Here is a 23,271-nt window from a genome sequence, read left to right on the forward strand (position 1 = left end):
GTCCCATTCCCGGCATTTACGAAACTGCAGTCCGCAGGATCGCCCTGACCTTGCGAATTTTGCCCGCGCCCGGAAACGGGATCGGGGCCCGCGACTTGCGTAAACGTCCGTCAACAAACAGCTCCAGAGCGCCCTGGCCCAGCCGGTCCGGGTCTTCCACCGTCACCTCTATCGCGCCCTTTTCGGTGCGGATCGTCGCCGAAAACCCGCCCCAGCCATGCGGCAGGCACGGATCGATCGCCAGACGCGCCTTCGTGATCCGCAGACCGAGAATGGCCTCGACGCCAAGCTGCCAGCTCCAGCCGGCGGCACCTGTGTACCAGGACCAGCCGCCAAGCCCGAGATTCTGCCCCGGACCATAAACGTCGCCGGGCAACACATAGGGCTCGCGCTCATAATGGAGTGCACCGCTTTTGCTCTGCGTGCGACGAACGGGATTGATGATATCGAACACCTGCCAGGCGCCATCGCCGTCGCCGAGCCCGGCCAAAGCATGGCCGAACCACGCCGCCGAATGGGTATATTGGCCGCCGTTTTCGCGGATTCCAGGCGGATAGGCCCGGATGTAACCGGGATCGCGCGGGGTGACATGAAATGGCGGATCGAGCAGTTGCACCAGCCGGAGATCCTGATGCAGCAGCCGCGACCTGGCGGACGCCATTGCAGTCCGCGCCCGATCTTTTGACGCCGCACCCGAGATCACCGACCAGGATTGAGCGATCGAATCGATCTGGCATTCGTCGTTCTCATGCGAGCCCCAGGGAATGCCTTCATCATCAAAGGCGCGAACATACCAGTTGCCGTCCCACGCGCTGGCTTCAACCGCTTTGGCAAGGCCATCGGCATAGGCATTCAGCTCGGCGGCGTGGCGCTGGTCGCCATGTTGTTCCAGCAGCGGCACGAAACGCTTGATTGCCGCGATCTGGAACCATGCCAGCCAGACGCTTTCGCCGCGGCCCTCGTCGCCGACCCGGTCCATGCCATCGTTCCAGTCACCGGTGCCGATAAGCGGCAATCCATGCGAACCGGTGCGCCGCATCCTGTCGAGCGCGCGCTTGCAATGCTCGAGCAGCGTCGCCGTCTCCCCGGCATCAAACAGCGCGTAGCGGTCCTGCTCGTCCGGCTTCAGCGGCTCCGCCCTGAGGAACGGCACCGCCTCGCTCAGGATCGCATCGTCACCGGTCACCTCAATATAACGGGCGGTGACGAAGGCGAGCCAGATGAAGTCATCTGAACAATGCGTGCGCACACCGCGCCCCAAGGGCGGATGCCACCAGTGCTGGGCGTCTCCATCCTCGAACTGATGCGCGGCGGCATGCAGGATCTGCGCGCGGGCCCGCTCCGGCTCACTCACCAGAACTGCCAACACATCCTGAAGCTGGTCGCGATAGCCAAAGGCACCACCGGCCTGATAGAAACCGGCCCGCGCCAAGAGCCGCGAAGCAATTGTCTGGTAGAGCAGCCAGCGGTTGACCATCAGGTCGAACGCCGCATCGGGCGTATTGACCTGCACCGCGTTGAGGCGCTTGTCCCACAGCGCTTCTACATCGGCAAAGGCCTCACTGGCTTGCTCTGGCACACGCCATTTTTTCACGAGCTCAAGCGTCTCCGCGTGGCTCGCGCCCTGCCCCAGCACGAAGCTGACTTCGCTGCTCGCGCCGGGTTCGATATCCAGATGCACCTGATAGGCCGCACAGGCATCGCCGCCCGGCGCGAAGCGCCCGCCGAGATCCCAATGCCGCAGTCCCGCCGGGTCAGCGGCATCCCCCTCACTGCCAAGAAAATCATGGCGGCTACCGGTGACGCTATGCGCCGGCAGACTGGCCGTCAGAAATGCCACCCGGCCGGCAAATTCCGGGTTCCAGCCATTATCGGCCAGGATTGCATGGCTTTCGGTGTCATAGACACAGGTGGTGAAGGGCTTGGCCCGGCTCGCCATCGCACCCAGCAGCCATTCGGCATAATAGGTCGCCGTGATCCGCCGGACTGAATTGGTGCGGTTGACCAGTTTCACGGTGACGATCTTTACCGGGTCATCAGTCGGCACGAATGTCCGGACAGTCTGCTCGAGGCCGCAGCTGTTGCGCTTCCATTGTGTCCAGCCCGCGCCGTGGCGGATCTGGCAGGCGTTGTCGTTGCCCAGCGGCGCCGGCGTTGGCGTCCACACTGCACCATCCTGTTCGTCGCGCAGATAGAGAACTTCTCCGGACGTGTCTCTGACCGGGTCATTTGTCCAGGGCGTCACCCGGTTTTCGCCGCTGTTGAGCGCCCAGGTGAAGCCAAGCCCGGCTTCGCTCACGATGGTGCCGAAGGTGTCGTTGGCAATCACATTGCACCAGGGCGCCGGCGTTGTCTCGCCCGCGCCGAGATGGATGACGTAGTCACCGCTTTCCGGGTCGAAACCGCCGATGTCATTGTCGAAGATCAGATCGTCCGGCCGGGAGATTTGCGGAATCTCGGGATAGCTGACGGCGTCGCCCGGCATGAACTGCGCCGGCGCGGCGCGGCGCTCGAGAACCTGGTCGAGCTTGGTCGCGAGTGCGACCTCGTCATCGTTGAGGATCAGCGCTGCCGCAGCGGTCAGGCGCCCAAGCGTTGCCGGTGTCATCGAGGCCGTGCTGAGCAAGTGAATACCACCAGCAGCGCCCAGATTGGCGTAGGTCCCGGTGTCGCGCAGGATCGCCATGATCCGCTCGCGCAGCGGCGCTTCATAGCCCGCCGGCTCGCTGCGCAGCACCACCAGATCGCACCGCATGGCGCTTCGCCGCCACAGGCTTTGCGCCTTGACCAGCAGTTCAAGCAGTTGCGAGGGCGTTTCGCCGGTGATGCGCACCAGCAGAATCGGATGGTCGCCGGAAATGCCGAACTGCCACAAATCCGGCTGGCGCGCATCATTGCCGCCGATGTCGGCAGGTGTTTCGCGGAAATTCGGATGCGGCGCCTGCAACAGCGAGGCAAGCACCTGCAGTTCCGGCAGGCGCTCGGGCGCGATGCCGAGACGGTCAACCTCGCGTGCCATCGCCCGGCCGGCGTCGCGCCTGACCTGATCGAGGGTCCCCATTCCATGACGCTGGGCGATGTCGAGCACCTCGCCGCGCGCGGTTCCGGCGATGGTGACAAAGGCAAAGCGTCTGGTTTCCCCCGGCTTGAGGGTAAGCCTTGTCTGCAGGCTCATCACCGGGTCGAGCGTGGAGCCCACCGTTCCGCTCAATCCCGCCTCCAGTCCCGCCGGATGACGCAGGTTGCCCAGTCGGCCGATGAAGCGCGCCCGGTCAGTTTCATGACCGGTAATGACGATGCCCGGGCCGTCGCTGACCAGCGTGTGCAGCAGAACCGGCGGCTTCATTTCCGGCCGCCGCGGGCGGCGGGTGAACAACAGGCCGCGCTGCGGGCCGAGATATTCACTCGCGACAAAGAGCTTGCTGAAGGCGGGGTGACGCTCATCATCGAGCGGCGGCGCCAGAACCACTTCCGCGTAGCTTGTGAATGCAACCACGCGCGGCCTCTCGGTCTCGTTGGTGACCGATATTTCGCGAATATCGGCATCATCAGCGGGCGATACCGATACCTCCACGCGCACGGCAATGCCGTTGGTCCGCTGGAAGAACTCGATCATGTGCTGATGGAAGATGACCGTCGAGTCCGGGCTGCTCACGCCGGTAGGCAACCGACCTGCCGACCAGAGATCGCCGCTCTCGGTGTCATGGATATAGATCCAGTAGCCGCAGCCGTCACTGGTGGCATCCGGCCGCCAGCGGGTCAGGCTGGTGTCGGCCAGCCTCAGACCGCCAGCGCCCGACGCCGTGATCCACGACGCCATCCGCCCGTTGCCGAGCATTTGCATCTGCGGCACCATGGCCCGGCGGGACGGCACCCAGGAGGGCAGCGCCTGCACCACGTGTTCCTTCGTCGCCGCAAGCCGCTCTTCATCGAGCCGTCCCTTTTCCACCGGCGCATCCCAGGGCACACGTTCAAGCAGCAGCTGTTCGACCGTCTGCATCCGCCGTCCCGACAATGCCCTGTGCACAAAGACATCGCCGCAAAGCGCATTGCCGATCGCGGCCATGGTCATGCCGTGATGGTGCGCCATGTAGTTGCCGACAATGCTGAACCGCCGACCCTCCGCCACCCGGCTTGGCGTATAGTCGATGGCATCGTGGAAACCATAGAGGCCGACGGCGCCGAGGTCCTGCAGTTGCCGCATGTTCTCAACCGCCGCCCCAGGCCAGCAGCACAGGGCCAGTGCGCTGGCATAGGGCGCGATCACCAAATCATCGGTCAGACCACGGCGCAACCCGAGCCCCGGAACACCAAAGGCGCGATACTGGTAATTGCCTGCCGAATCCGTGGTGGCGAAAGCCGATTCCGATATCCCCCACGGCACGCCGCGCTCGCGTGAATAGGCGCGCTGGAAGGCCACGGCCGCGATTTCGCTTTCACCCAGCAGCGTGTCGCGTTGCCCGGGCAGGAATATCGGCGGCATCAGATATTCGAACATCGAGCCGTTCCAGGAGAGCACCGCCGGACGGTTCTTGAGCCGCGTGACGGGCCGTCCGAGCGCGAACCAGTGTTCGATCGGCACGTCGTGCTTGGCGATGGCGAAATAGCTGGCAAGGCGGGCTTCGGTGGCCAGAAGATCATAGTGATTGGCATCAAGTTGGCCGGTGCTGACATTGTAGCCGATCCGGAACAACCGCGCTTCGCCATCGTAGAGGAAGGTGAAGTCCATGCGATAGGCCATGCCCTCGCAGCGCGAGGCAAGGTCCAGCAGATCGGCGCGAAGCGCCTGCTGCGCTTCAATTCCGCTCTCGATCGCGAGGCGTGCCCGTTCCAGCCAGTCGCGCTGTGGTTCGCTCAACGATTGGTCCGTGTCGGCTTTTTCAAGAATCAAGAAGGCCCGCTGCCTGTGCTGTGCAAGCTCAGTCATCGGCATCAACGGCGACAGTACGGCAAGCAGGTCCCGGCCGACGGTTTCCATGCCGTGCGGGGCCTCTGCCACCGCGGAACACCAGGGCAGGAGCGTTTCAACCTCGCGCGTCAGTGCCCGGATATGATGGTGGGCGCGCTCAAGCCAGGCATGAACCTCGCCAAGCCGCCTGTCGGTTGCATCAGGCGAAGCAGCAATGCAGTCCGCGACCGACTTTGCAAGATCAGGCCAGTGTGTATCGGTCAGCTGCTTGAGAGAGCTGTGCCAGTTCGTGTCCAGACCTCGTGCACGATCCAGCTCGCGCTCAATATCTGCTTCGCACCGGTCGATGGGATTCAGATCGGATGCCGGCAGGGCCCTCACCGCGTCGAAGAGCAGTTCGAATGTGCATTTCAACCCATCCCACACCACTGTGTGGACCGCCGGCGCATCTGCCGCTTCGTAACAACCCTTGTGCAACGCGATCAGGCTGACAGCGAGATTGCCGCTGTCGACGGTCGAGACATAGCGCGGTTCCAGCGGCGCCAGGCTGCGTGTATCAAACCAGTTGAGGATATGGCCGCGATAGGTTTCCAGCCGCTCGGTCGTCGCAAGCGCGTTGCGCACACGAATCGCGAAATCGGAACTGCCGACGAAACCGAAATCAAGCGCGGCATTTGCCGAGATGAGATAGAGACCGATATTGGTCGGCGAGGTCCGGTGCGCGATTTCGCTCTTGGGTGTTTCCTGGAAATTGTCCGGCGGCAGCCAGTTGTCCTCCGGGCCTGCAAAAGTCTCGAAAAACAACCAGGTGCGACGGGCGATGTGCCTGAGAAAGGTACGGTCACGGTCGTCCAGGCTTTCCTGACGCAACATGCGCGGCTTGCCGATCCAGATCGCGATCTCCGGCGCGAGCATCCACAACAGCAGGATCGGCGCCGCCGGAAGCAGCGCGGATACTTTATAGACTGCCAGATCCACGGCAAGAAACACGGCAAAAGCGGTCGATGGCCACATCATTCGCCAGGTATTGGCCCGCAAACTTCCATTGCCGAGAAGAGACCTTGCATGCGCAGCCGAGACGCCACTCCAGCAAGTGGCGGCGTTTCACAATCAGCCGCCAGAGTGTCCGCCCGATCGCATCGAGCGAAGTCAGCGTGTCGCTGACCAGAAAGACGATTGCGAGAAACCAGCGGCCGAAGCGTTCACCGAACCGGAAGGCGAGATCGCCCAGAATTCCCCGCCGCGGGTCCCCCATGATGATCGACGGTACCTGGCCGATGAGATAGGCGCCCGGCGCAAGTGTCGCCAGCGCCGTCCACAGCCAGGCACTGCCCGGCAGCAGCAACCAGCCGGCAATGAAGAAAACAAACAGCGCCGGCGGCACCAGGCTGCGGCGAAGATTGTCGATGATCTTCCAGCGGTCGAGACGGGAGAGGACATTGGCACCCCTCCGTCCATCCGCACCCGGCACCTTGCGCCCGAGCCAGGGCAAAAGCTGCCAGTCGCCACGGATCCAGCGATGCTGGCGCACAGCATACTCGGTATAGGTCGCCGGAAATTCCTCATAGAGGACGATGTTGGTGGCCAGTGCCGAACGGCCATACAGCCCTTCGAAGAGATCGTGACTGAGCACCGCGTTTTCCGGCACGCGGCCGGCAAGGCTTTTTCTGAACGCCCCGACATCATATATGCCCTTGCCGACGAAGATCCCGGTGCCGAAAAGATCCTGATAGACGTCCGAAACGGCCCGTGAATAGATGTCGATTGCCGTGTCACCGGCAAAAAGACGGCAGAACAGCGTCGCCGGTCCCTTGATCGGCAGGATCTCGATTCTCGGCTGCACAATGGCGTGCCCGGAGACAACCTTGCCCGTATGGGGATCGATCACGGCCTGGTTCAGCGGATGCGCGAGCGTGCCGATCAGCCTGGCTGCGGAGCCCGGAGGCAGGGTGGTGTCCGCATCGAGCGTGATCACGAAACGCGTGTCTTGCAGCCGGCTGATCTCACCTTCCTGGCATTCGAACGCATCGGCCTTCCCGTCGAGAAGGAAGGCATTGAACTGCTCCAGCTTGCCGCGCTTTCGCTCCCATCCCATCCAGCATTTTTCCGACGGATTGAACTGGCGGGACCGGTGCAGCAGGAAGAATGGATCGCCACTTTCATCAGCGTAGCGCCCATTCAGCGTTCGGATCGCGTCGATCAACGCCGTTCGGATGGTTTCGTCCTGCGGCAGGTGCTCGCTCGGCGCGTCGGCATAATCGGACAGCAGCACAAAGTGCAGTTGCGGATCGCGGTTTGAAAGATACCGGATTTCGAGCTGCTCGACGATATCGGGAATCTCTTCCGCCCGCCCGATGATCACCGGCACCACCACACAGGTCAGACAATTTTCGGGGATTTCCTTGCTGAAATCCATCATCGGCAAAAGCCGAGGCTGGGTGATGCGGGTAATGAGCCAGTGCAGGACTGTCACGCTGAGCAATGTTGCCGGCAGCAACGACAACAGCACGCCGCCCGCGAGCGCCGGCAGACCGCCATCCGGGCCGGCGATGAGCAGCACAGGCCACACCAATGCCAGCAGCACGAAGATCACAAGTGCGGTCGCGTAGATTGTGCCGGCATGGCGCAAGGCAAAACGGCGCAAGGATTCACCTGAGGGAACCCGATAACCGAGCTTGCGTTCGAGCTCCGGACGGCCGTCATCGATCAGCCAGTACCCGACATGGCTGCGGCGCAGATCATCAGCCGCTGCGCGCGCAAGTTCCAGTGCAGCCTCGATCACCGCGATCTCGTCCATGCCCGAACCGGTACCGAGCATTTCGACAGCCTGCCGGTAGCGGTCGCGCGTCTCGAAATCCATGCCTGCATAGACAGTGGCGGGATCGGAGCGCAACAGCGCCTCCGACATGCTGGCCTGATCGACAACATCGCGCCATTCGATCCCGCGCACCGCGATGATCGCGGTGATCGCCTGAGAAACGCAGCTGGCCGGGTCCGGCGGTAGGTTTTCGACAGCGAAACCGCTCAATTCGAATGGCGCTTCGAGGTTCTCGTCAAGTGCGGTGAAACCGTGCGCCAGGATCTCCAGACCGGCAATGCGCAACATCGAGGGCAGTGCCCAGAGTTCGGCTGTCGTCAGCGGAACGGTTTTCTGGTAGGCGCAGAGAAATTCGACAAGGCTTGTCACGGAGAGCTGAAACCGCGTGGCTGTCAGGATCGCATAGGCAATTCCAAAAATGCGCGGAAGTGCGGATCCACCATCCGCCATGACATGCAGCCGGTTGTAAAAGGCCGCGGGCATATCGTGATCGAGTTCACGAATGGCGCGTGAGACCTGGTAGTCATTGTCAAGCAGCCAGTCCGCGGCACGGGCTTGGTCGGGCCTGGGGTCATCCGCGCAGAAACGCCTTACCTTTTCCAGCCAGTCCGGAAGCGCGCCAACCTTCTGCAGCAGATCGAGCGCTGCCGCTGGCGGCGGCCCATAGCGGGTGGATTGGGCCAGAGCGCGGGCCGCAAGAACCACGGTGTCGGATTCGGTGTGTGGGGCTTCGGGTTTCATTGCGCCAGCGTTCCCGGACTACGGATGCCTTTCGATCGGGCTTGCGCGAAGGCATGTGTTTCAGCGGCATTTCCGGAAAACCGGATGACCATGGTCGGAATGTCGGAGTTTTTGATCAGGTAGTTGGCGACATCCCCGAACGGCACATCGTCAAAACCGCTATGGCCATGGGAGGCCAGAACCAGAAGGTCTGTCCCCTGCTCCACGACTGCAGCAGCCAGTTGACGGCGGACATCACCGCCGCAGAGCACCAGGCTCCTGACACGCACGCCGTCCGCGCAAATGCGTTCACACAAATGCTCAAGATATTTCCTGGCGACACGTTCATTGCGCGCGTTGAACCGGGAAATCAGCTCCTTGTCACTGGGCTCGCCAGGCCCGGCATCGGTGAGAACCGGCTCGGGCACCGCATGAACCAGCACGATCTCGGCATTTTCCGACCGGGCGATCTTTTCGACCAGCGGCAGGATGCGCTCCGATCGCCGTGAGCAATCCAGCGGCACCAGGATCCGGGAGAAATCTGGTCGTGACTCGACCCCGAACGGCACCAGGAAAAGCGAATTGCTGCCGCTCTCGAGCATCTCCCGCGCCGTCTGGCCAAGACGCGCGCCGGCTTCGTCCTGCTGGCGTCCGAGCACAGCAATATCCTGCGCCCGGCTCGCCATCACCTTGCCGATCTGTTCGGTGCAGTTTCCTTCGAGCAGGTGTGTTGCAAGCGCTTCCTTACCGTCCGCGTGCTCGGAGGCGAACCGCTCCATATGCGCCTTGGCCTCACGGCGCATGATCTCCCACTCGACCGGATCGATCGGGGCCCCGTTCGCGGCGTGGCGCTGCGCCTTGATGACGTGGACAAAGGCGAGGTCCGCATTGAGCGCCCTGGCGATCGTCTTGGCAGGCGAAATGATTCCCTGCGTTTCCTTCGCAAGATCAATGCACACCAGGACGCGCGGCGTCTCGCATCCATTGGCGGCTGAGGAATTGTGCTGCATGATCCGGTCTCCTTGAAAACGTAAACGTTCAGGAACAGCAGCCGCGCGCGGCTGCTTGCAGGCAGAATTGACCCTGCAGAGTATCTGTCGGCGGACTTTTTGGCGGCATTCCGGCAATCGGCAAATCACTCGTGACTTGACCCTATCGGCTGCGATCGCCGATCGCTTTGACCTTCATCAATTACGGGTCCGCTTGCCGCCGGTCCCGCACGTCAAACAATGGCAGCACTGATGTGCCCCGATTGTCGCAGCATCAGATTTCGGTCGGCCCGATGCGAGGGGCGCTGATCGCCCTTGACGGCAGGCCCTGACGGTCTTGACTGTTTTCAAAGCAGGTCAGCGCATCACATGCACCGAACATTGCGCATGGCGCACCACCCGCGCCGCCGTGCTGCCCAGGAGATAATCCTGCAGGCCCGGGCGATGCGAGGCGATGATGATGCAGTCGACCGCATTGGCCTTGGCCCACTGGACAATCGTGCGCCCGGCGTGCCCCTCGACCAGCACTCCCTTCGCGTTCTTGAGCCGCGCTGTTAGACCATTGAGCCGGTTGTGCATGGCCTCCATCACGCCGGTCTCATGGCCTTCCGGCAAATAGGCGACCACATAGTTGGGAACCGATTCCTTGACATGCAGGATCGTCACACGCCCGTCCCCGGCGGCCAGAACCTCGGCTGCCTGCAATGATTGTTCCGGATCATGCTCGTCATCGAGCGCCACAGCCACCAGGATATGCTTGTACATGGTCACCTCCAGTTTTGATCTTTTCATCCTATGCCAGAGCAATCCGAGGTCGCATTGATCGAGATCACGGATCTGTCCATCGTCAGGCAACAGGCGGCGGGAGGAGACGTCATTGATCCACATCAACGAAACCGGCATGAGCCCGATTCGGCCGATGGACCGTGCCCCTTGAGGGGAATTTTCTGTTCGAAAAGGGGGTGGTCGGAGCGGCAGGATTCGAACCTGCGACCCTCTGGTCCCAAACCAGATGCGCTACCAGGCTGCGCTACGCTCCGATGCCTGCGGTGTGACCCGGATACACCGGAACGTTATACCCCGCAACCTTTAATCGTCGCGCAGGCTGTGTTTATGCAAATCAGTTGGAAATCGCCCGGTGCCGCGCCTTGTCGCCCACCGATATGCCGCGATTGCTGGTTGTGCCGGCATTCAATTCAAGCACATAGCGTACCGGGCCGGGCGAGGAGATGATGGCTTCGGAAAAGGGAACCGTGTCGGCGGCAATGCCGGTGATGGTACCCAACTCGTCGAGAAACAGCATGTCCAGCGCCAGCGGTGTGTTCTTCATCCACATCATCACCGCGCGGGTCTGATCGAAGCGGAACAGCATGCCGCGATCCGCCGCCATGCTTTCGCGGTACATCAGGCCGACCGCGCGCTCTTGCGGCGTCAGCGCCAGTTCCACCGAAAACGATACGGGCCCTTCCCCGGTCTCGATGACAAGAGGCTCTGCATCAACGACATTGGTCGCAGCAACAGCTGCGGCGCTGACCATCAGGGTGAAAAGCAGGGCAAAAAGGGTGCGGAGGCTGCGCATGGCGGCTCAGTGCGAATTCGGGATCGGCGAATCGATATCGGGATGGATCTCGGCAGCCATCAGGCCTTTTTCGCCGTCTCCAAAACGGACCAGAACCACCTGCCCGGGCCGAAGCTCGGCCAGTCCGTACCGGCGCAGCGTCTCCATGTGGATGAAGATATCCTCGGTGCCCTCGCCCCGGGTCAGGAAGCCAAATCCCTTGGTGCGATTGAACCATTTGACGATGGCGCGCTCCAGACCGCTTGAGGGCGTGACCTGAACATGGGTGCGCACCGGCGGCAATTGCGACGGGTGAACGGCGGTGGATGTGTCCATGGAGATGATCCGGAACGCCTGATAACCGCGTTCGCGTTTCTGGATCTCGCACACGATGCGGGTTCCCTCAAGCACGGTCTGATAGCCATCGCGGCGCAGACAGGTGACATGCAGCAACACGTCTTCCATGCCGTTGTCAGGGACAATGAAACCGAATCCCTTGGCGACGTCGAACCATTTGATGGTCCCGGTAATCTCGATAAGATCCACCGCGTCGGCGTGGGCTTCCGCTTCCGCCTGATTCTTGTCTGAGGACCTTTCCCCCATCCGGCTGCCTCTCCAATACGCGTCACAAAGAAATGAAGTGATTCTTGACCAAAACATTAACATTGTATTGCGCTGGCAGTGCAAGCCCTGCAACGAAACTTGTTGATCCGTCCACTTCTATTGTACGGGCATTGCCTCGAACGCAATTCCGCCTATCGTAGACTGATCCAAATCAGAATCATGGGAAAAGCCAATGCGTTATCTGCACACAATGGTCCGTATCACCGATGTCGAGGCATCGCTGGATTTCTACTGCAACAAGATGGGTCTTGTGGAAACACGCCGGATCGAGAACGAGTCGGGACGCTTCACGCTGATCTTTCTTGCCGCTCCCGGCGACAAGGACCGTGCAGCTGCGGAACAGGCGCCATTGCTTGAGCTGACCTACAACTGGGATCCGGAAGATTATTCGAGCGGCCGCAATTTCGGCCACCTCGCCTATTCCGTCGACAATATCTATGAGCTTTGCCAGAAGCTGATGGACAAGGGCGTGACCATCAACCGGCCGCCGCGTGACGGACACATGGCCTTCGTCCGCTCGCCGGACGGCATTTCGATCGAACTGCTGCAGGAGGGCGACCGGCTCGAGCCGGCAGAGCCGTGGAAATCGATGGGCAACACCGGCGCCTGGTAATCCGGCGAGGTAAGCCCTGATCCGCCTGGCTATAGATCTTTGCGCGGTAAGCTTCGCGCAAAGATCACCGTTTAAGTGCTTGGTTAGGGTCATGCTTTCGCCGCATTTGCGCCGCATCGCATGCTTTTGCCGTATACGCTCAATTGTCCGGTCAAGATGCCGGGTTTGTTCGTTTACAAAAACGTTGCAAGTCGGTAGGCATCTTTCAAGGCCCTCGGGTCTGCCATTGCAAGAGATCGGGGACCTCAGAGATTGCAGACGGACGTGAACAAAGCAGTCAGGCGTAGCTTTGGCATCAACGCCCTTGTCATGACAGGCGCAGTTGTTGCCCTTAGCGGGTGTGTATCGGCCGGAGATCCGGCAATGTTTGCCACTCAGGGCTTTGCCCCCGGCGCTCCGACGATGATGACGGAAAGTTCCCGCATCGATCAGGCCGATGCGCTGCAAATGGCAACTGCGGCCGAGGCCGCGACATCCGGCAGTGTTCCGGTCCCGGTTCCCTCTCCCTCAGCCTCCGATGCAGACAGCCGCCAGGCCGTTGTGGCCGAAAGCGACACGGTCGGCCAGCTGGTCATGGCCAGCACATCCATTGACGCGGTCAACCAGGGAATTACCCAGTCCCAGCCGGCCCAGTCGACCGCCAATCTCTACAGCGCCGCACCTGTCGTCACCCAGCTTGCCGCGCCGCCGGCCGCAACTCCGGAGCCGGCCCCGGCCCCGGCACAGGCGCAGGCACCGGCAGCAGCCGAAACCGCTTCGGCGCCTGAGCCCGAGCAGGTTGAAGCCAAGCCGCAGGTGCAGGAACTCGCGGTCATCGCACCGCCGAAGAAGCCGTCGATATTTGCGCGCCTGTTCGCGCCGCAACCCAAATCCGCCAAGAACGCGCCGGCAGGAACCAAGAAACGTGTGGTTACGCCCAAGACGTCAAAGGTCGTCGTGGCCTCGGCCTCGATGGGCAATTCCGGGGCATTGCCGGGTGTTCGCATGTCCGCTGAATTCGGTCCCGGCTCGGCCAATGACGCCACCGCGCTGTCTTCCGGCAACATTCAGCTCGCGTCGGCGGCGGGTCTCGCCCGGCTCGCGCCGAACGGCCTGCACCTGCAGACCGACAAGGTTGACGCCGCCTGCTTCAAGCCGCAGCTGGTGCGCGTTCTCAAGACCATCGAGGGCCACTACAAGCGTCCGGTGGTGGTCACCTCCGGCTATCGCAGCCCGAAGCACAACCGCCGTGTCGGCGGCGCTTCCGGATCGCGCCACACCTCCTGCGAGGCAGCCGACATCCAGGTCGAAGGCGTGTCGAAATGGCAGCTGGCCAAATATCTGCGCACCATGCCCGGCCGTGGCGGCGTCGGCACCTACTGCCACACAGAATCGGTTCACATCGATATCGGCAATACACGCGACTGGAACTGGCGCTGCCGCCGCCGCAAGTAGAAAAATGCCGGTTCTGACGCGGGCTTTTCGCGTCGCCGAGCCGGAGAATTGCCTGTCCTGAAACCAAACCCGAATTCAATGTCATTTTTTTCGCCGAGACATCAATTATCCGCTTGCGGTCGGAAAGCGGGCTGACTATAAGACGGCCACATTGTACGCGCCCTTCGTCTATCGGTTAGGACGCCAGATTTTCATTCTGGAAAGAGGGGTTCGACTCCCCTAGGGCGTACCACAATCTTTCAAGCACTTCGCTTGGTTACCTCACCTGAAATTTGAGCTTTCTTGCCGCCTGCGGAACACCTGTTTGTGTTCCGCCTGGGTCATGGCTTCGGCTGTGTGGCGGCTGCCGCCTCAGCGCACCCGCGCAGCGTCGATCAGCCGGATCTGGACCCGTCGCACACCTTGCCAGTGATCAGCCGAGATCGAACCGGCGAAATGAAACTGCATGCCGCGGCCGTCGAGCAGCGCCGCACCCATTTCGGTGTCGGCAGCGCGAAAGGCTATTCCATTGAGCCGGCCGCCATCAGCACCCGACAATGTCACCTTGAGGTGATTCTGTCCGACCACCCGGACATCGCTCAGTGTATGCGCAGGCACGGCGAACACCGGCTGCGGATGACCGGCGCCATAGGGTCCGGCCCGTTCGATCATGTCGACAAGCTCGAGCGTTGCGCCGGACGCCGAGATAGCACCGTCAAGCTTGAGCCGGTGCGATGCGGTGAGGCCAGCCACGGTCGCAGCGGCGTTCTCTTCGAAGAATGCCCGCAACGCGCCCAGACGGCCTGCTTCGACTGTCAGGCCCGCAGCCATGGCGTGACCGCCGCCCTTGAGCAGCAGGCCGGTTTCCACCGCCTTGCGCACCAGCCGCCCGATATCGAGGCCGGGCACGGAACGGCCGGATCCGGTCCCCTTGCCGTTGCCGTCAAAGGCAATGGCAAAAGCGGGCCGGCGGTAGCGTTCCTTGAGCCGCGATGCCAGCAGGCCGACCACGCCCGGGTGCCAGCCCTTGCGCTCGGTGACGATGATGGCGGGACCATCACCGCTGGCCATTTCGGCGGCAGCTTCGGCATCTGCCTCTTCCAGCATTGCCGCCTCGATCGCCTGGCGTTCCTTGTTGAGCAGTTCCAGCCGCTCGGCAATCGCCTCGGCCTCTGCCGGGTCGTCCAGCGTCAGCAGGCGGCTTCCCAGTGCTGCGTCGCCGATCCGGCCGCCGGCATTGATGCGCGGTCCGATCAGATATCCCAGGTGATAGGGTGAGATCGGCCCGTTGACGCCGGCACGCTGGCACAGGGCTGCAAGGCCGACATTGTTCATCGCCCGCGCCGCCAGCAATCCCTTGACCACAAACGCCCTGTTGAGCCCCTTGAGCGGCACCACGTCGCAGACAGTGCCCAGTGCGACCAGATCCAGGCAGCCGAGCAGGTCGAACGTCCCTGCCCGCGTGTCGCCCTTCCTGCGCAGCAGCCGCAGCGTGCCGGCCAGCACCATGAACACCACGCCACAGGCACACAGATGCCCAAGGCCCGACAGATCGTCCTCACGGTTGGGATTGACCAGCGCGCAGGCCAAAGGCAATTCGCTCGCCACCTGGTGGTGATCGATCACCACCACGTCAACGCCGCGCCTGGCGGCTTCCTCGAGCGACTCATGGCTGGTGGAGCCGCAATCGACCGTGATGATCAGACCGGCACCGCGGTCGATCAACTCGCCGATGGCCGTCGGGTTCGGGCCGTAGCCTTCAAAGATCCGGTCGGGAATGTAGATTTCGCTGACAAGACCGAAATGGCGCAGGAACCGCTGCATCAGGGCCGATGAGGTTGCGCCGTCGACATCGTAATCGCCGAAGATCGCCACACGCTCACCCCGCGCTATCGCCCGGGCAATCCGGTCGGCTGCGGTGTCGCAATCGGTCAGCCTGGACGGATCGGGCATCAGCGACTTGATGGTGGGATCGAGAAATGCGACCGCGTCCCCCATGGCGACATCGCGGCCGGCAAGCACGCGTGCAATCACTTCCGGCAAGCCGGTGGTCTGGGCGATGGTGATTGCCTTGTTCTCACCCGTCATATCGAGACGGGCGATCCACTTCTGGCCGGTCAGCGATTCCTCGACCCCGAGAAACGCCCGGTCAGATGCACTGCTGCTGCCTGCCATGGAAAAACCAACCTGCCATCATGCGCGAGACCCCGATGGCCGCGCCGAAGACAATGCTCTTAGCGCAAACCGACCGGCGCGGCAAAGCATGACCGCAGGCCAGGCTTCAAAGCTTCTCAATCAGGATCGTCAGCGAAGCGGATCAGTCGAACTTGGCAAGATCCTGGTGCCGCGCCTTGATTTCGCGCACCGTGCGCGAGGACGACCGCATGACGATGGTATGGGTGATGATCGCGTCCCTGGTGAACCGGACCCCCTGCAACATGTTGCCGTCGGTTACGCCGGTGGCGGCAAACAGCACATCGCCGCGGGCCATGTCTTCCATGGTGTAGAGCCGGTGCGGATCGGAAATCCCCATCTTGGCGGCGCGTGCGATCTTCTCTTCGGTGTTGAGCTGCAACCGGCCCTGCATCTGGCCGCCGATGCAGCGCAGCGCAGCGGCCGCCAGAACGCCTTCTGGCGCGCCGCCAATGCCGATGTAGATGTCGATGCCGGTCTCGTCGGGGTCCGTCGTGTGGATCACGCCGGCAACGTCGCCATCGCCGATCAGCCGGATCGCAGCCCCCGTGGCGCGGACCTCCTCGATCAGTCGAGCATGCCGGGGCCGATCGAGAATGCAGGCGGTCACTTCGGCCACCGACACGCCCTTGGCGCGGGCCACGGCATGGATATTCTCTGTCGGGCTCGCGTCAAGTGACACCGTATTGGCCGGATAGCCGGGACCGATCGCGATCTTTTCCATATAGACGTCAGGCGCGTAGAGCAGGCTGCCCTTTTCCGCGATCGCAATCACCGCCAGCGAATTGGGCAGGTTCTTGGCGCAGATCGTGGTGCCTTCGAGCGGGTCGAGCGCGATGTCGACCTTGGCGCCGTCGCGGGTGCCGACTTCCTCGCCGATATACAGCATCGGCGCTTCGTCGCGTTCGCCTTCGCCAATCACCACGGTGCCGTCGATCGGCAAGCGGTTGAGTTCCTGGCGCATGGCATCAACGGCGACCTGATCGGCCGCCATCTCGTCGCCGCGTCCGCGCAGCCGGGCTGCGGCAACGGCGGCGCGCTCAGTGACGCGGGCGATTTCCAGCGTCAGGATACGGTCCAGCCCGCTTGTCTCTGTCGATGTGCCTGCCATGGTTCCAATCCCCCAAGCTATGTGGTTTGGCCGCTCATACAGCCTAAAAACATGGCAAGGCAATCCAAAATCCGGCAAAAAAGCCGTTGTTTTTCAGGATTTTGACCTAATCCAGCACTAAATCGATTGAACTGCGGCGCTGGCAGCGAGGCCTTGATGAAGGCTCTGCGGCTCCCCGACTGGCGCCTCAGTTCTCGCGGGTGCGTTCAATACGGATCACCTGCGGCTCGCCAGAGAGATATCCCTCGGTCTTGATCCCGTCCACGGCCGCGCGGACCTTGGACTCGGTCGTTGCGTGAGTGACCAGAATGACGGTCTGGGCATTTGCCTCGGATCCGGCCGGCCGGGCCCGCTGGACGATGGATTCGAGCGAGATGTCGTTCTTCGCCATCATCGTCGCTATGGCGGCAAACACGCCCGCCCGGTCATCCACCTTGAGCGAGATGAAATAGCCGCCTTCATGGCTCTGGATCTGGGCGCGCTGGTAAGGCTCGAGCTTGTCGGCTGGCCGGCCGAGCGCCGGGGCATGCTGATGGCCGGGACGGCTCTTGGCAATGTCGGCAATGTCGCCGAGCACCGCTGACGCCGTGGCGTCGCCGCCCGCACCCGGGCCCGACAGCATCAGTTCACCCAGGATGTCGGTCTCGATCGTCACCGCATTGGTAACGCCCTCGACCTGGGCGATCATCGAGCCCTTCGGCACCATGGTCGGATGCACGCGCTGCTCGATGCCGGTCGCGGTGCGTTGCGCCACGCCCAAGAGCTTGATCCGGTATCCGAGCTCGTCGGCGGCATGAATGTCGTCGATCGAAATATTGGTGATGCCTTCGATATAGACCTCGTCTGCGGCAATCTGGGTGCCGAATGCCAGGCTGGTCAGGATCGAGAGCTTGTGCGCGGTGTCATCGCCTTCGATGTCGAAGGTCGGATCGGCTTCGGCATAGCCCAGGCGCTGGGCTTCGGCAAGGCATTCGGCGAAACCGAGATTGTCGCGCTGCATCCGGGTCAGGATGTAATTGCAGGTGCCGTTGAGGATTCCGTAAATCCGCGTGACGGCATTGCCGGTCAGCGATTCCCGCATGGCCTTGATCACCGGGATTCCGCCGGCCACCGCCGCCTCGAAATTCAGGAGCACGCCATTTGCCTCGGCCAGCAGCGCCAACTCGACACCATGCTTGGCCAGCAACGCCTTGTTGGCGGTGACCAGATGCCGGCCGGCGGACAGCGCAGCGATCGCTGCGGCATGGGCCGGATCGGCATCACCGCCGATCAGTTCGACCAGCACGTCGATGTCGGCGTCACGCGCCATCACAACCGGATCATCGTACCAGGTCACGCCATCAAGATTGAGACCGCGGTCGCGGCTGCGGTCGCGGGCGCTGACTGCGGTGATCAGGATCTCACGTCCACAAATTTCGGTCAGCAGATTGTGCCGGGTGGTGATGGCGCGAAACAGCGCCGCACCGACGGTTCCAAGTCCTGCAATGCCGATTTTGAGGGCATCAGTCATGATTACAATCCACTTGTCTGGCTTCGTGTCGGAAAGGTCCGCGGCGATGGCGCGGACCGAAGAAATGCAAGGGCGGGTTTAACGGTGGACAGTCTGTCGGTCAACGCCGGGCGGACAAGGGCACCACGTTGTCACTGCCGCCACCGGTCTCGGTTGCGAAGAAGCGCTTGATGTTGCGGGCCGCCTGACGGATCCGGTGCTCGTTTTCCACCAGCGCGATGCGCACATGCTCGTCGCCATATTCGCCGAAGCCGATGCCCGGCGCGACTGCGACATCGGCCTTCTCGACCAGCAGTTTGGAAAATTCGAGCGAACCGAGATGCTTGAACTGCTCGGGAATCGGCGCCCAGGCAAACATGGTTGCCGGCGGCGGCGGCACGGCCCACCCGGCCTTGCCGAAACTGTCGACGAGCACATCGCGGCGGCGTTTGTAGATCGACCGGACTTCGGCGATATCCGAGCCGTCGCCATTGAGTGCCGAGGTGGCGGCCACCTGGATCGGGGTGAAGGCGCCGTAATCGAGATAGGACTTGACCCGGGTCAGCGCCGAGATCAGCCGTTCATTGCCGACAGCAAAGCCCATCCGCCATCCCGGCATCGAAAATGTCTTCGACATCGAGGTGAACTCGACGCAGATGTCCATCGCGCCCGGAACCTGCAGCACCGACGGCGGCGGCGTCTGGTCGAAATAGATCTCGGCATAGGCAAGGTCGGACAACACGATGATGTCGTGCTTGCGGGCAAAGGCCACGACATCCTTGTAGAAGTCCAGCGTCGCCACATAGCTTGTCGGATTGGACGGGTAGTTGAGAATGAGCGCCAGCGGCTTCGGAATCGAATGTCGCACCGAACGCTCCAGCGCCTTGAAGAAACTGTCGTCCGGCACCACGTCCAGCGACCGGATAACGCCGCCCGACATGATGAAGCCGAAAGCGTGGATCGGATAGGTCGGGTTGGGGCACAGGATCACGTCGCCGGGCGCGGTGATCGCCTGGGCCATGTTGGCAAAGCCCTCTTTGGAACCGAGCGTGGCGACGATCTGGGTCTCGGGGTCGAGCTTGACGCCGAAGCGGCGCTGATAATAGCTGGCCTGGGCCCGCCTGAGCCCGGGAATGCCGCGCGATGTCGAATAGCGGTGGGTGCGCGGGTCACGGACCGCTTCGCACAATTTGTCGACAATGGCGGTTGGCGTCGGCAGATCCGGATTGCCCATGCCGAGATCGATGATATCGGCCCCGCCTGCCCGCGCCGAGGCTTTCAGTCTGTTGACCTGCTCGAACACATAGGGTGGAAGTCTGCGGACTTTGTGAAATTCTTCCATGGAATTCCCCAGAATTGTGGGCTGCTGGCTCGCGCCCTGATTTGACGGGTTTGCGTCCAAAACGGCGCAAACGCAAGACCTAAAGCGGCCCGGCGGAAAAATGCCGCGCTATTAATTCTCGATTTGCTGCTGCGTATCGCTGGCATGGCTGGCCGCAAGCGCGCGCAGTTCGCGAAGCCGTGCTTCGTATTGTGCCCGCGCATCCGGCGTCGCTGCCCGGGAGCGCAGCAATTCGGCCATTTCCGCCTCGGCAGCAAGTTTCTCAGCATCTGAAAACTGCGCGCTGGCCGTGTTGGGCAAGCGGCCGATGGTCGGATACTGTCCTGTGCGGCTGGCGCCTGACGCCACAAATGCCTTGTTTTCCACCGGCGCGGTCTTCTCGATCGGCACGACCGAAGTGAAACCCGGATTGCGCCGGATCACGGTGGATTCGGTTGCCGGATCAGGGTTCGCGGCAACGTCCCGGGCCGCCCCTTCGGCCGCCCTGGTCGTGGGTGGCGCCGTCGGCGCAGCACTGGTTGCGACAGGAGGGGCGGCAAGAGCGCCCTTTGGGGCTGCATCTTCAAGCGAGGCGGTCTGGCAGGCGCTGGCAATAAGCGCAACAAGAGTGACAAACGCCGGGCGGATATTCGATATCATGATCACGTATTTTCCGGTCTCCACCAAATGGTGGTCATGACACGGACAAAAAAAGTCCGTATCAAGAAAGCACTGTAACTTTTTATGGCAAAGAAGCACCATAACGAAGCCGATTTAAGGCAGAAGACAGGTCGGAGGCAAGCTCTGGATCTTAACAGGAGGCGCTGACATGGCGGACAAGGGCAAGAATCCGGCATCGGAAACCAAACCCGACAGCGGCGCATCATCGGCTGAAGCCTATGTCGTCAAGGATCCCGAAGCCTTCGCACGCAACATAGCGCGGATGCTGGAGGAACTGGGCAAGGCAGCCTCGGCCTGGGTGGAACCGCGCGAAAAGGGCGAAGTGGCCGACACCATGTCCGAGCCGATGACCGACATGGTCAAGACCTTTTCCAAGGTCGGCGAATACTGGCTGTCCGATCCCAAGCGCGCAATCGAGGCGCAAACCTCGCTGCTCACCGGCTATTTCGACATGTGGAGCCAATCGGTCAAGCGCATGTCCGGCGAAAATGCTGCGCCACCCTCCAGGCCGCGCAGCAAGCATTTTTCCGATCCCGACTGGGAGGAAAACCCGTTCTTCGAATTTCTCAAGAACGCCTATTTCATCACCTCGGACTGGGCCAACAAGCTGGTCGCCGAAAGCGACGGGCTGGACGAACACACCCGCCACAAGGCGGCCTTCTACATGAACCAGATCACGGCTGCCCTGTCGCCGGCCAATTTCATCGCCACCAATCCGGAACTCTACAAGGAGATGGTGGCTTCCAATGGCGAAAACCTAGTCCGCGGCATGCACATGCTGGCCGAGGATATTGTGGCGGGAAAGGGCGAACTCAAGCTGCGCCAGTCCGACTCGTCAAAATTTAAGGTCGGTGAAAACATCGCGGTTTCACCCGGCAAGGTCATCGCCCAGAACGACATCTGCCAGGTCCTGCAATATGAGCCCAAGACCGACACCGTGCTCAAGCGGCCGCTGCTGATCGTGCCGCCATGGATCAACAAGTTCTACATCCTCGATCTCAACCCGAAGAAATCCTTCATCCGATGGGCCGTCGAGCAGGGCCACACGGTATTCGTGATTTCCTGGGTCAATCCCGACCAGCGCCACGCCGGCAAGGACTGGGAAGCTTATTCGCGTGAGGGCATTTCCTTTGCGCTCGACACCATCGAGGACGCGACCGGCGAACGCGAGGTCAATGCCATCGGCTATTGCGTCGGCGGAACATTGCTGGCTGCGACACTGGCGCTGCATGCCCAGGAGGGCGACAAGCGGCTTGCCACCGCCACATTCTTCACCACCCAGACCGATTTCACCTATGCGGGCGATCTCAAGGTGTTCGTCGATGACAGCCAGATCGCCTCGATCGAATCCGCCATGGAGAAGAACGGCTATCTCGACGGCTCGAAGATGGCGACGGCCTTCAACATGCTGCGCGCCTCCGACTTGATCTGGCCCTATGTCGTCAACAACTATCTCAAGGGCAAGGATCCGATGCCCTTTGATCTGTTGTACTGGAATTCGGACGCGACGCGGATGCCGGCGGCCAATCACTCCTTCTATCTGCGCAACTGCTATCTCGAGAACAATCTCTCCGAAGGCCGGATGAAGCTGGCCGGCAAGACGCTCGATCTCGCCGATATCAAGATCCCGGTCTACAATCTCGCCGCCAAGGAAGACCATATCGCCCCTGCCCGTTCCGCCTATATCGGCGGCAAACTGATGGGCGGCGATGTCACCTTCGTGATGGCCGGGTCCGGCCATATCGCCGGCGTGGTCAATCCCCCGGAAGCAGGTAAATACCAGTTCTGGTCCGACGGACCGAAAAATGCCGAATTCGAGGACTGGGTGGCCGGCGCCACGGAAACGCCGGGCTCGTGGTGGCCGCACTGGAATGAGTGGATCCGCTCCAATTCCGGCGAGGAAGTGCCTGCGCGCAAACCCGGCGGCGACAAGCTCACGCCGATCGAGGACGCGCCAGGCTCCTATGTCCGCGCACAGGTCTGACAAAAGCAGCGGGTGCGGCGGGAGCTTGCCCGCCATGCGCGACATCCCGCCGGATTTGCAGCCCGTTGCAAAGCCTGTTATCTGCCCGCCGCATGAAATTTGATCCGCCGCTCGTTCCGGCCACCCTCATCCGCCGTTACAAGCGCTTCCTCTTCGATGCCGAGCTCGAGAGCGGCGAGCTGATCACCGGGTCCTGTCCCAACACCGGCTCGATGCGCGGCCTGACCACGCCGGGATCAAGATGTTACCTCACCACCCATTCCGGCGGCACCCGCAAATATCCCCACGCGCTGGAACTTGTCGAAGCCGACGGCACCCTGGTCGGGATCAACACCGGACGGCCCAACCGGCTGGCCGAGGAGGCCATCAGCCAGGGCCTGGTCGGATCACTGGGTCGCTATGGCGCGCGCAGGCGTGAGGTCAAATACGGCGTCAATTCGCGCATCGACATTCTCCTGGAAGATGCCGAGCTGGGCCGCGCCTATGTCGAGGTCAAGAATGTGCATTTCTGCCGGACGGCCGGTCTGGCGGAGTTTCCCGACAGCCCCACCCTCCGCGGCGCCAAGCATCTCGAGGAACTCGGCGACATGTCCGAGGCCGGTCACCGCGCCATCATGGTCTATCTGATCCAGCGCTCCGACGTGGAGCGGTTCAGCATCTGCGCCGAATTCGACCCCGCCTATGCCGTGGCGTTTGATCGCGCCATGAAACGCGGGGTTGAAGCTTGCGCCTTGCGATGCAAGATCACATCTGAGCAAATAGCTGTTGAATCGCTGGTTCCCGTTGAAGAATCCGGTCTAAACAGCGTATCATGAAACCCCGCCTCAGCACCGGCCGGGACAAGACAA

General features: G+C 62.1%; 15 protein-coding genes and 2 tRNA genes. 5 read left to right on the forward strand and 12 right to left on the reverse strand.

Annotated elements, in window-relative coordinates; translation table 11 throughout:
• Positions 1-16 precede the first annotated feature (16 nt).
• From OEG82_RS14100 to OEG82_RS14130, 7 genes are all read right to left on the reverse strand, one after another.
• A complete protein-coding gene (locus OEG82_RS14100; RefSeq protein ID WP_267613044.1) occupies positions 17-5,926 on the reverse strand; it encodes a glycoside hydrolase family 94 protein in 5,910 nt (1,969 codons plus the stop codon).
• Positions 5,868-8,468: a glycosyltransferase family protein gene (locus OEG82_RS14105; protein WP_267613045.1), complete on the reverse strand. Its 2,601-nt coding sequence runs from the start codon at positions 8,466-8,468 to the stop codon at positions 5,868-5,870. The genes OEG82_RS14100 and OEG82_RS14105 overlap by 59 nt, the downstream gene beginning before the upstream one ends.
• Positions 8,465-9,457 (reverse strand): universal stress protein, encoded by a 993-nt coding sequence (locus tag OEG82_RS14110; protein WP_267613046.1) that lies wholly within the window; start codon positions 9,455-9,457, stop codon positions 8,465-8,467. The genes OEG82_RS14105 and OEG82_RS14110 overlap by 4 nt, the downstream gene beginning before the upstream one ends.
• A gap of 336 nt (positions 9,458-9,793) precedes the next feature.
• The gene (locus OEG82_RS14115; protein WP_267613047.1) at positions 9,794-10,201 is read right to left on the reverse strand and encodes a universal stress protein; all 408 of its coding nucleotides are present in this window, start codon (positions 10,199-10,201) and stop codon (positions 9,794-9,796) included.
• A 198-nt stretch (positions 10,202-10,399) separates the two neighbouring features.
• A tRNA-Pro gene (locus tag OEG82_RS14120) sits at positions 10,400-10,476 on the reverse strand.
• Positions 10,477-10,556: 80 nt separating this feature from the next.
• Positions 10,557-11,015, reverse strand: coding sequence for a DUF192 domain-containing protein (locus OEG82_RS14125; protein WP_267613048.1), 459 nt, complete (start codon positions 11,013-11,015; stop codon positions 10,557-10,559).
• Positions 11,016-11,021: 6 nt separating this feature from the next.
• Entirely contained in the window at positions 11,022-11,597 is a 576-nt protein-coding gene (locus tag OEG82_RS14130; protein WP_267613049.1) for a cold-shock protein, read from the reverse strand.
• Between the two features lie 193 nt (positions 11,598-11,790).
• Between OEG82_RS14130 and OEG82_RS14135 the strand changes: the two genes are divergently transcribed.
• The 3 genes from OEG82_RS14135 (at position 11,791) to OEG82_RS14145 (ending at position 13,897) form a co-directional block, all read left to right on the forward strand.
• Positions 11,791-12,231 (forward strand): VOC family protein, encoded by a 441-nt coding sequence (locus OEG82_RS14135; protein WP_267613050.1) that lies wholly within the window; start codon positions 11,791-11,793, stop codon positions 12,229-12,231.
• A 363-nt stretch (positions 12,232-12,594) separates the two neighbouring features.
• Positions 12,595-13,665, forward strand: a complete 1,071-nt coding sequence (locus tag OEG82_RS14140; protein WP_267613051.1) for a YcbK family protein — start codon at positions 12,595-12,597, stop codon at positions 13,663-13,665.
• A 157-nt stretch (positions 13,666-13,822) separates the two neighbouring features.
• Positions 13,823-13,897 (forward strand) — tRNA-Glu (locus OEG82_RS14145).
• A gap of 119 nt (positions 13,898-14,016) precedes the next feature.
• Here OEG82_RS14145 and recJ read toward each other — a convergent pair.
• From recJ to OEG82_RS14170, 5 genes are all read right to left on the reverse strand, one after another.
• On the reverse strand, positions 14,017-15,819 hold the full coding sequence (recJ, locus tag OEG82_RS14150) for a single-stranded-DNA-specific exonuclease RecJ (RefSeq protein ID WP_267613052.1): 1,803 nt from the start codon (positions 15,817-15,819) through the stop codon (positions 14,017-14,019).
• Between the two features lie 142 nt (positions 15,820-15,961).
• Complete coding sequence (glpX, locus tag OEG82_RS14155) at positions 15,962-16,948, reverse strand: class II fructose-bisphosphatase (RefSeq protein WP_267613053.1); 987 nt, start codon at positions 16,946-16,948, stop codon at positions 15,962-15,964.
• 187 nt (positions 16,949-17,135) lie between these two features.
• Positions 17,136-18,458, reverse strand: coding sequence for a homoserine dehydrogenase (locus OEG82_RS14160; protein WP_267613054.1), 1,323 nt, complete (start codon positions 18,456-18,458; stop codon positions 17,136-17,138).
• 100 nt (positions 18,459-18,558) lie between these two features.
• Positions 18,559-19,779, reverse strand: coding sequence for an LL-diaminopimelate aminotransferase (locus OEG82_RS14165; RefSeq protein WP_267613055.1), 1,221 nt, complete (start codon positions 19,777-19,779; stop codon positions 18,559-18,561).
• A gap of 111 nt (positions 19,780-19,890) precedes the next feature.
• Entirely contained in the window at positions 19,891-20,520 is a 630-nt protein-coding gene (locus OEG82_RS14170) for a hypothetical protein (RefSeq protein WP_267613056.1), read from the reverse strand.
• A gap of 67 nt (positions 20,521-20,587) precedes the next feature.
• Between OEG82_RS14170 and phaC the strand changes: the two genes are divergently transcribed.
• Positions 20,588-22,423: a class I poly(R)-hydroxyalkanoic acid synthase gene (phaC, locus tag OEG82_RS14175; RefSeq protein WP_267613057.1), complete on the forward strand. Its 1,836-nt coding sequence runs from the start codon at positions 20,588-20,590 to the stop codon at positions 22,421-22,423.
• A 92-nt stretch (positions 22,424-22,515) separates the two neighbouring features.
• Complete coding sequence (sfsA, locus tag OEG82_RS14180) at positions 22,516-23,238, forward strand: DNA/RNA nuclease SfsA (RefSeq protein ID WP_267613058.1); 723 nt, start codon at positions 22,516-22,518, stop codon at positions 23,236-23,238.
• Positions 23,239-23,271: the final 33 nt, after the last annotated feature.

This window comes from Hoeflea ulvae, assembly GCF_026619435.1.
GTDB lineage: Bacteria > Pseudomonadota > Alphaproteobacteria > Rhizobiales > Rhizobiaceae > Hoeflea > Hoeflea ulvae.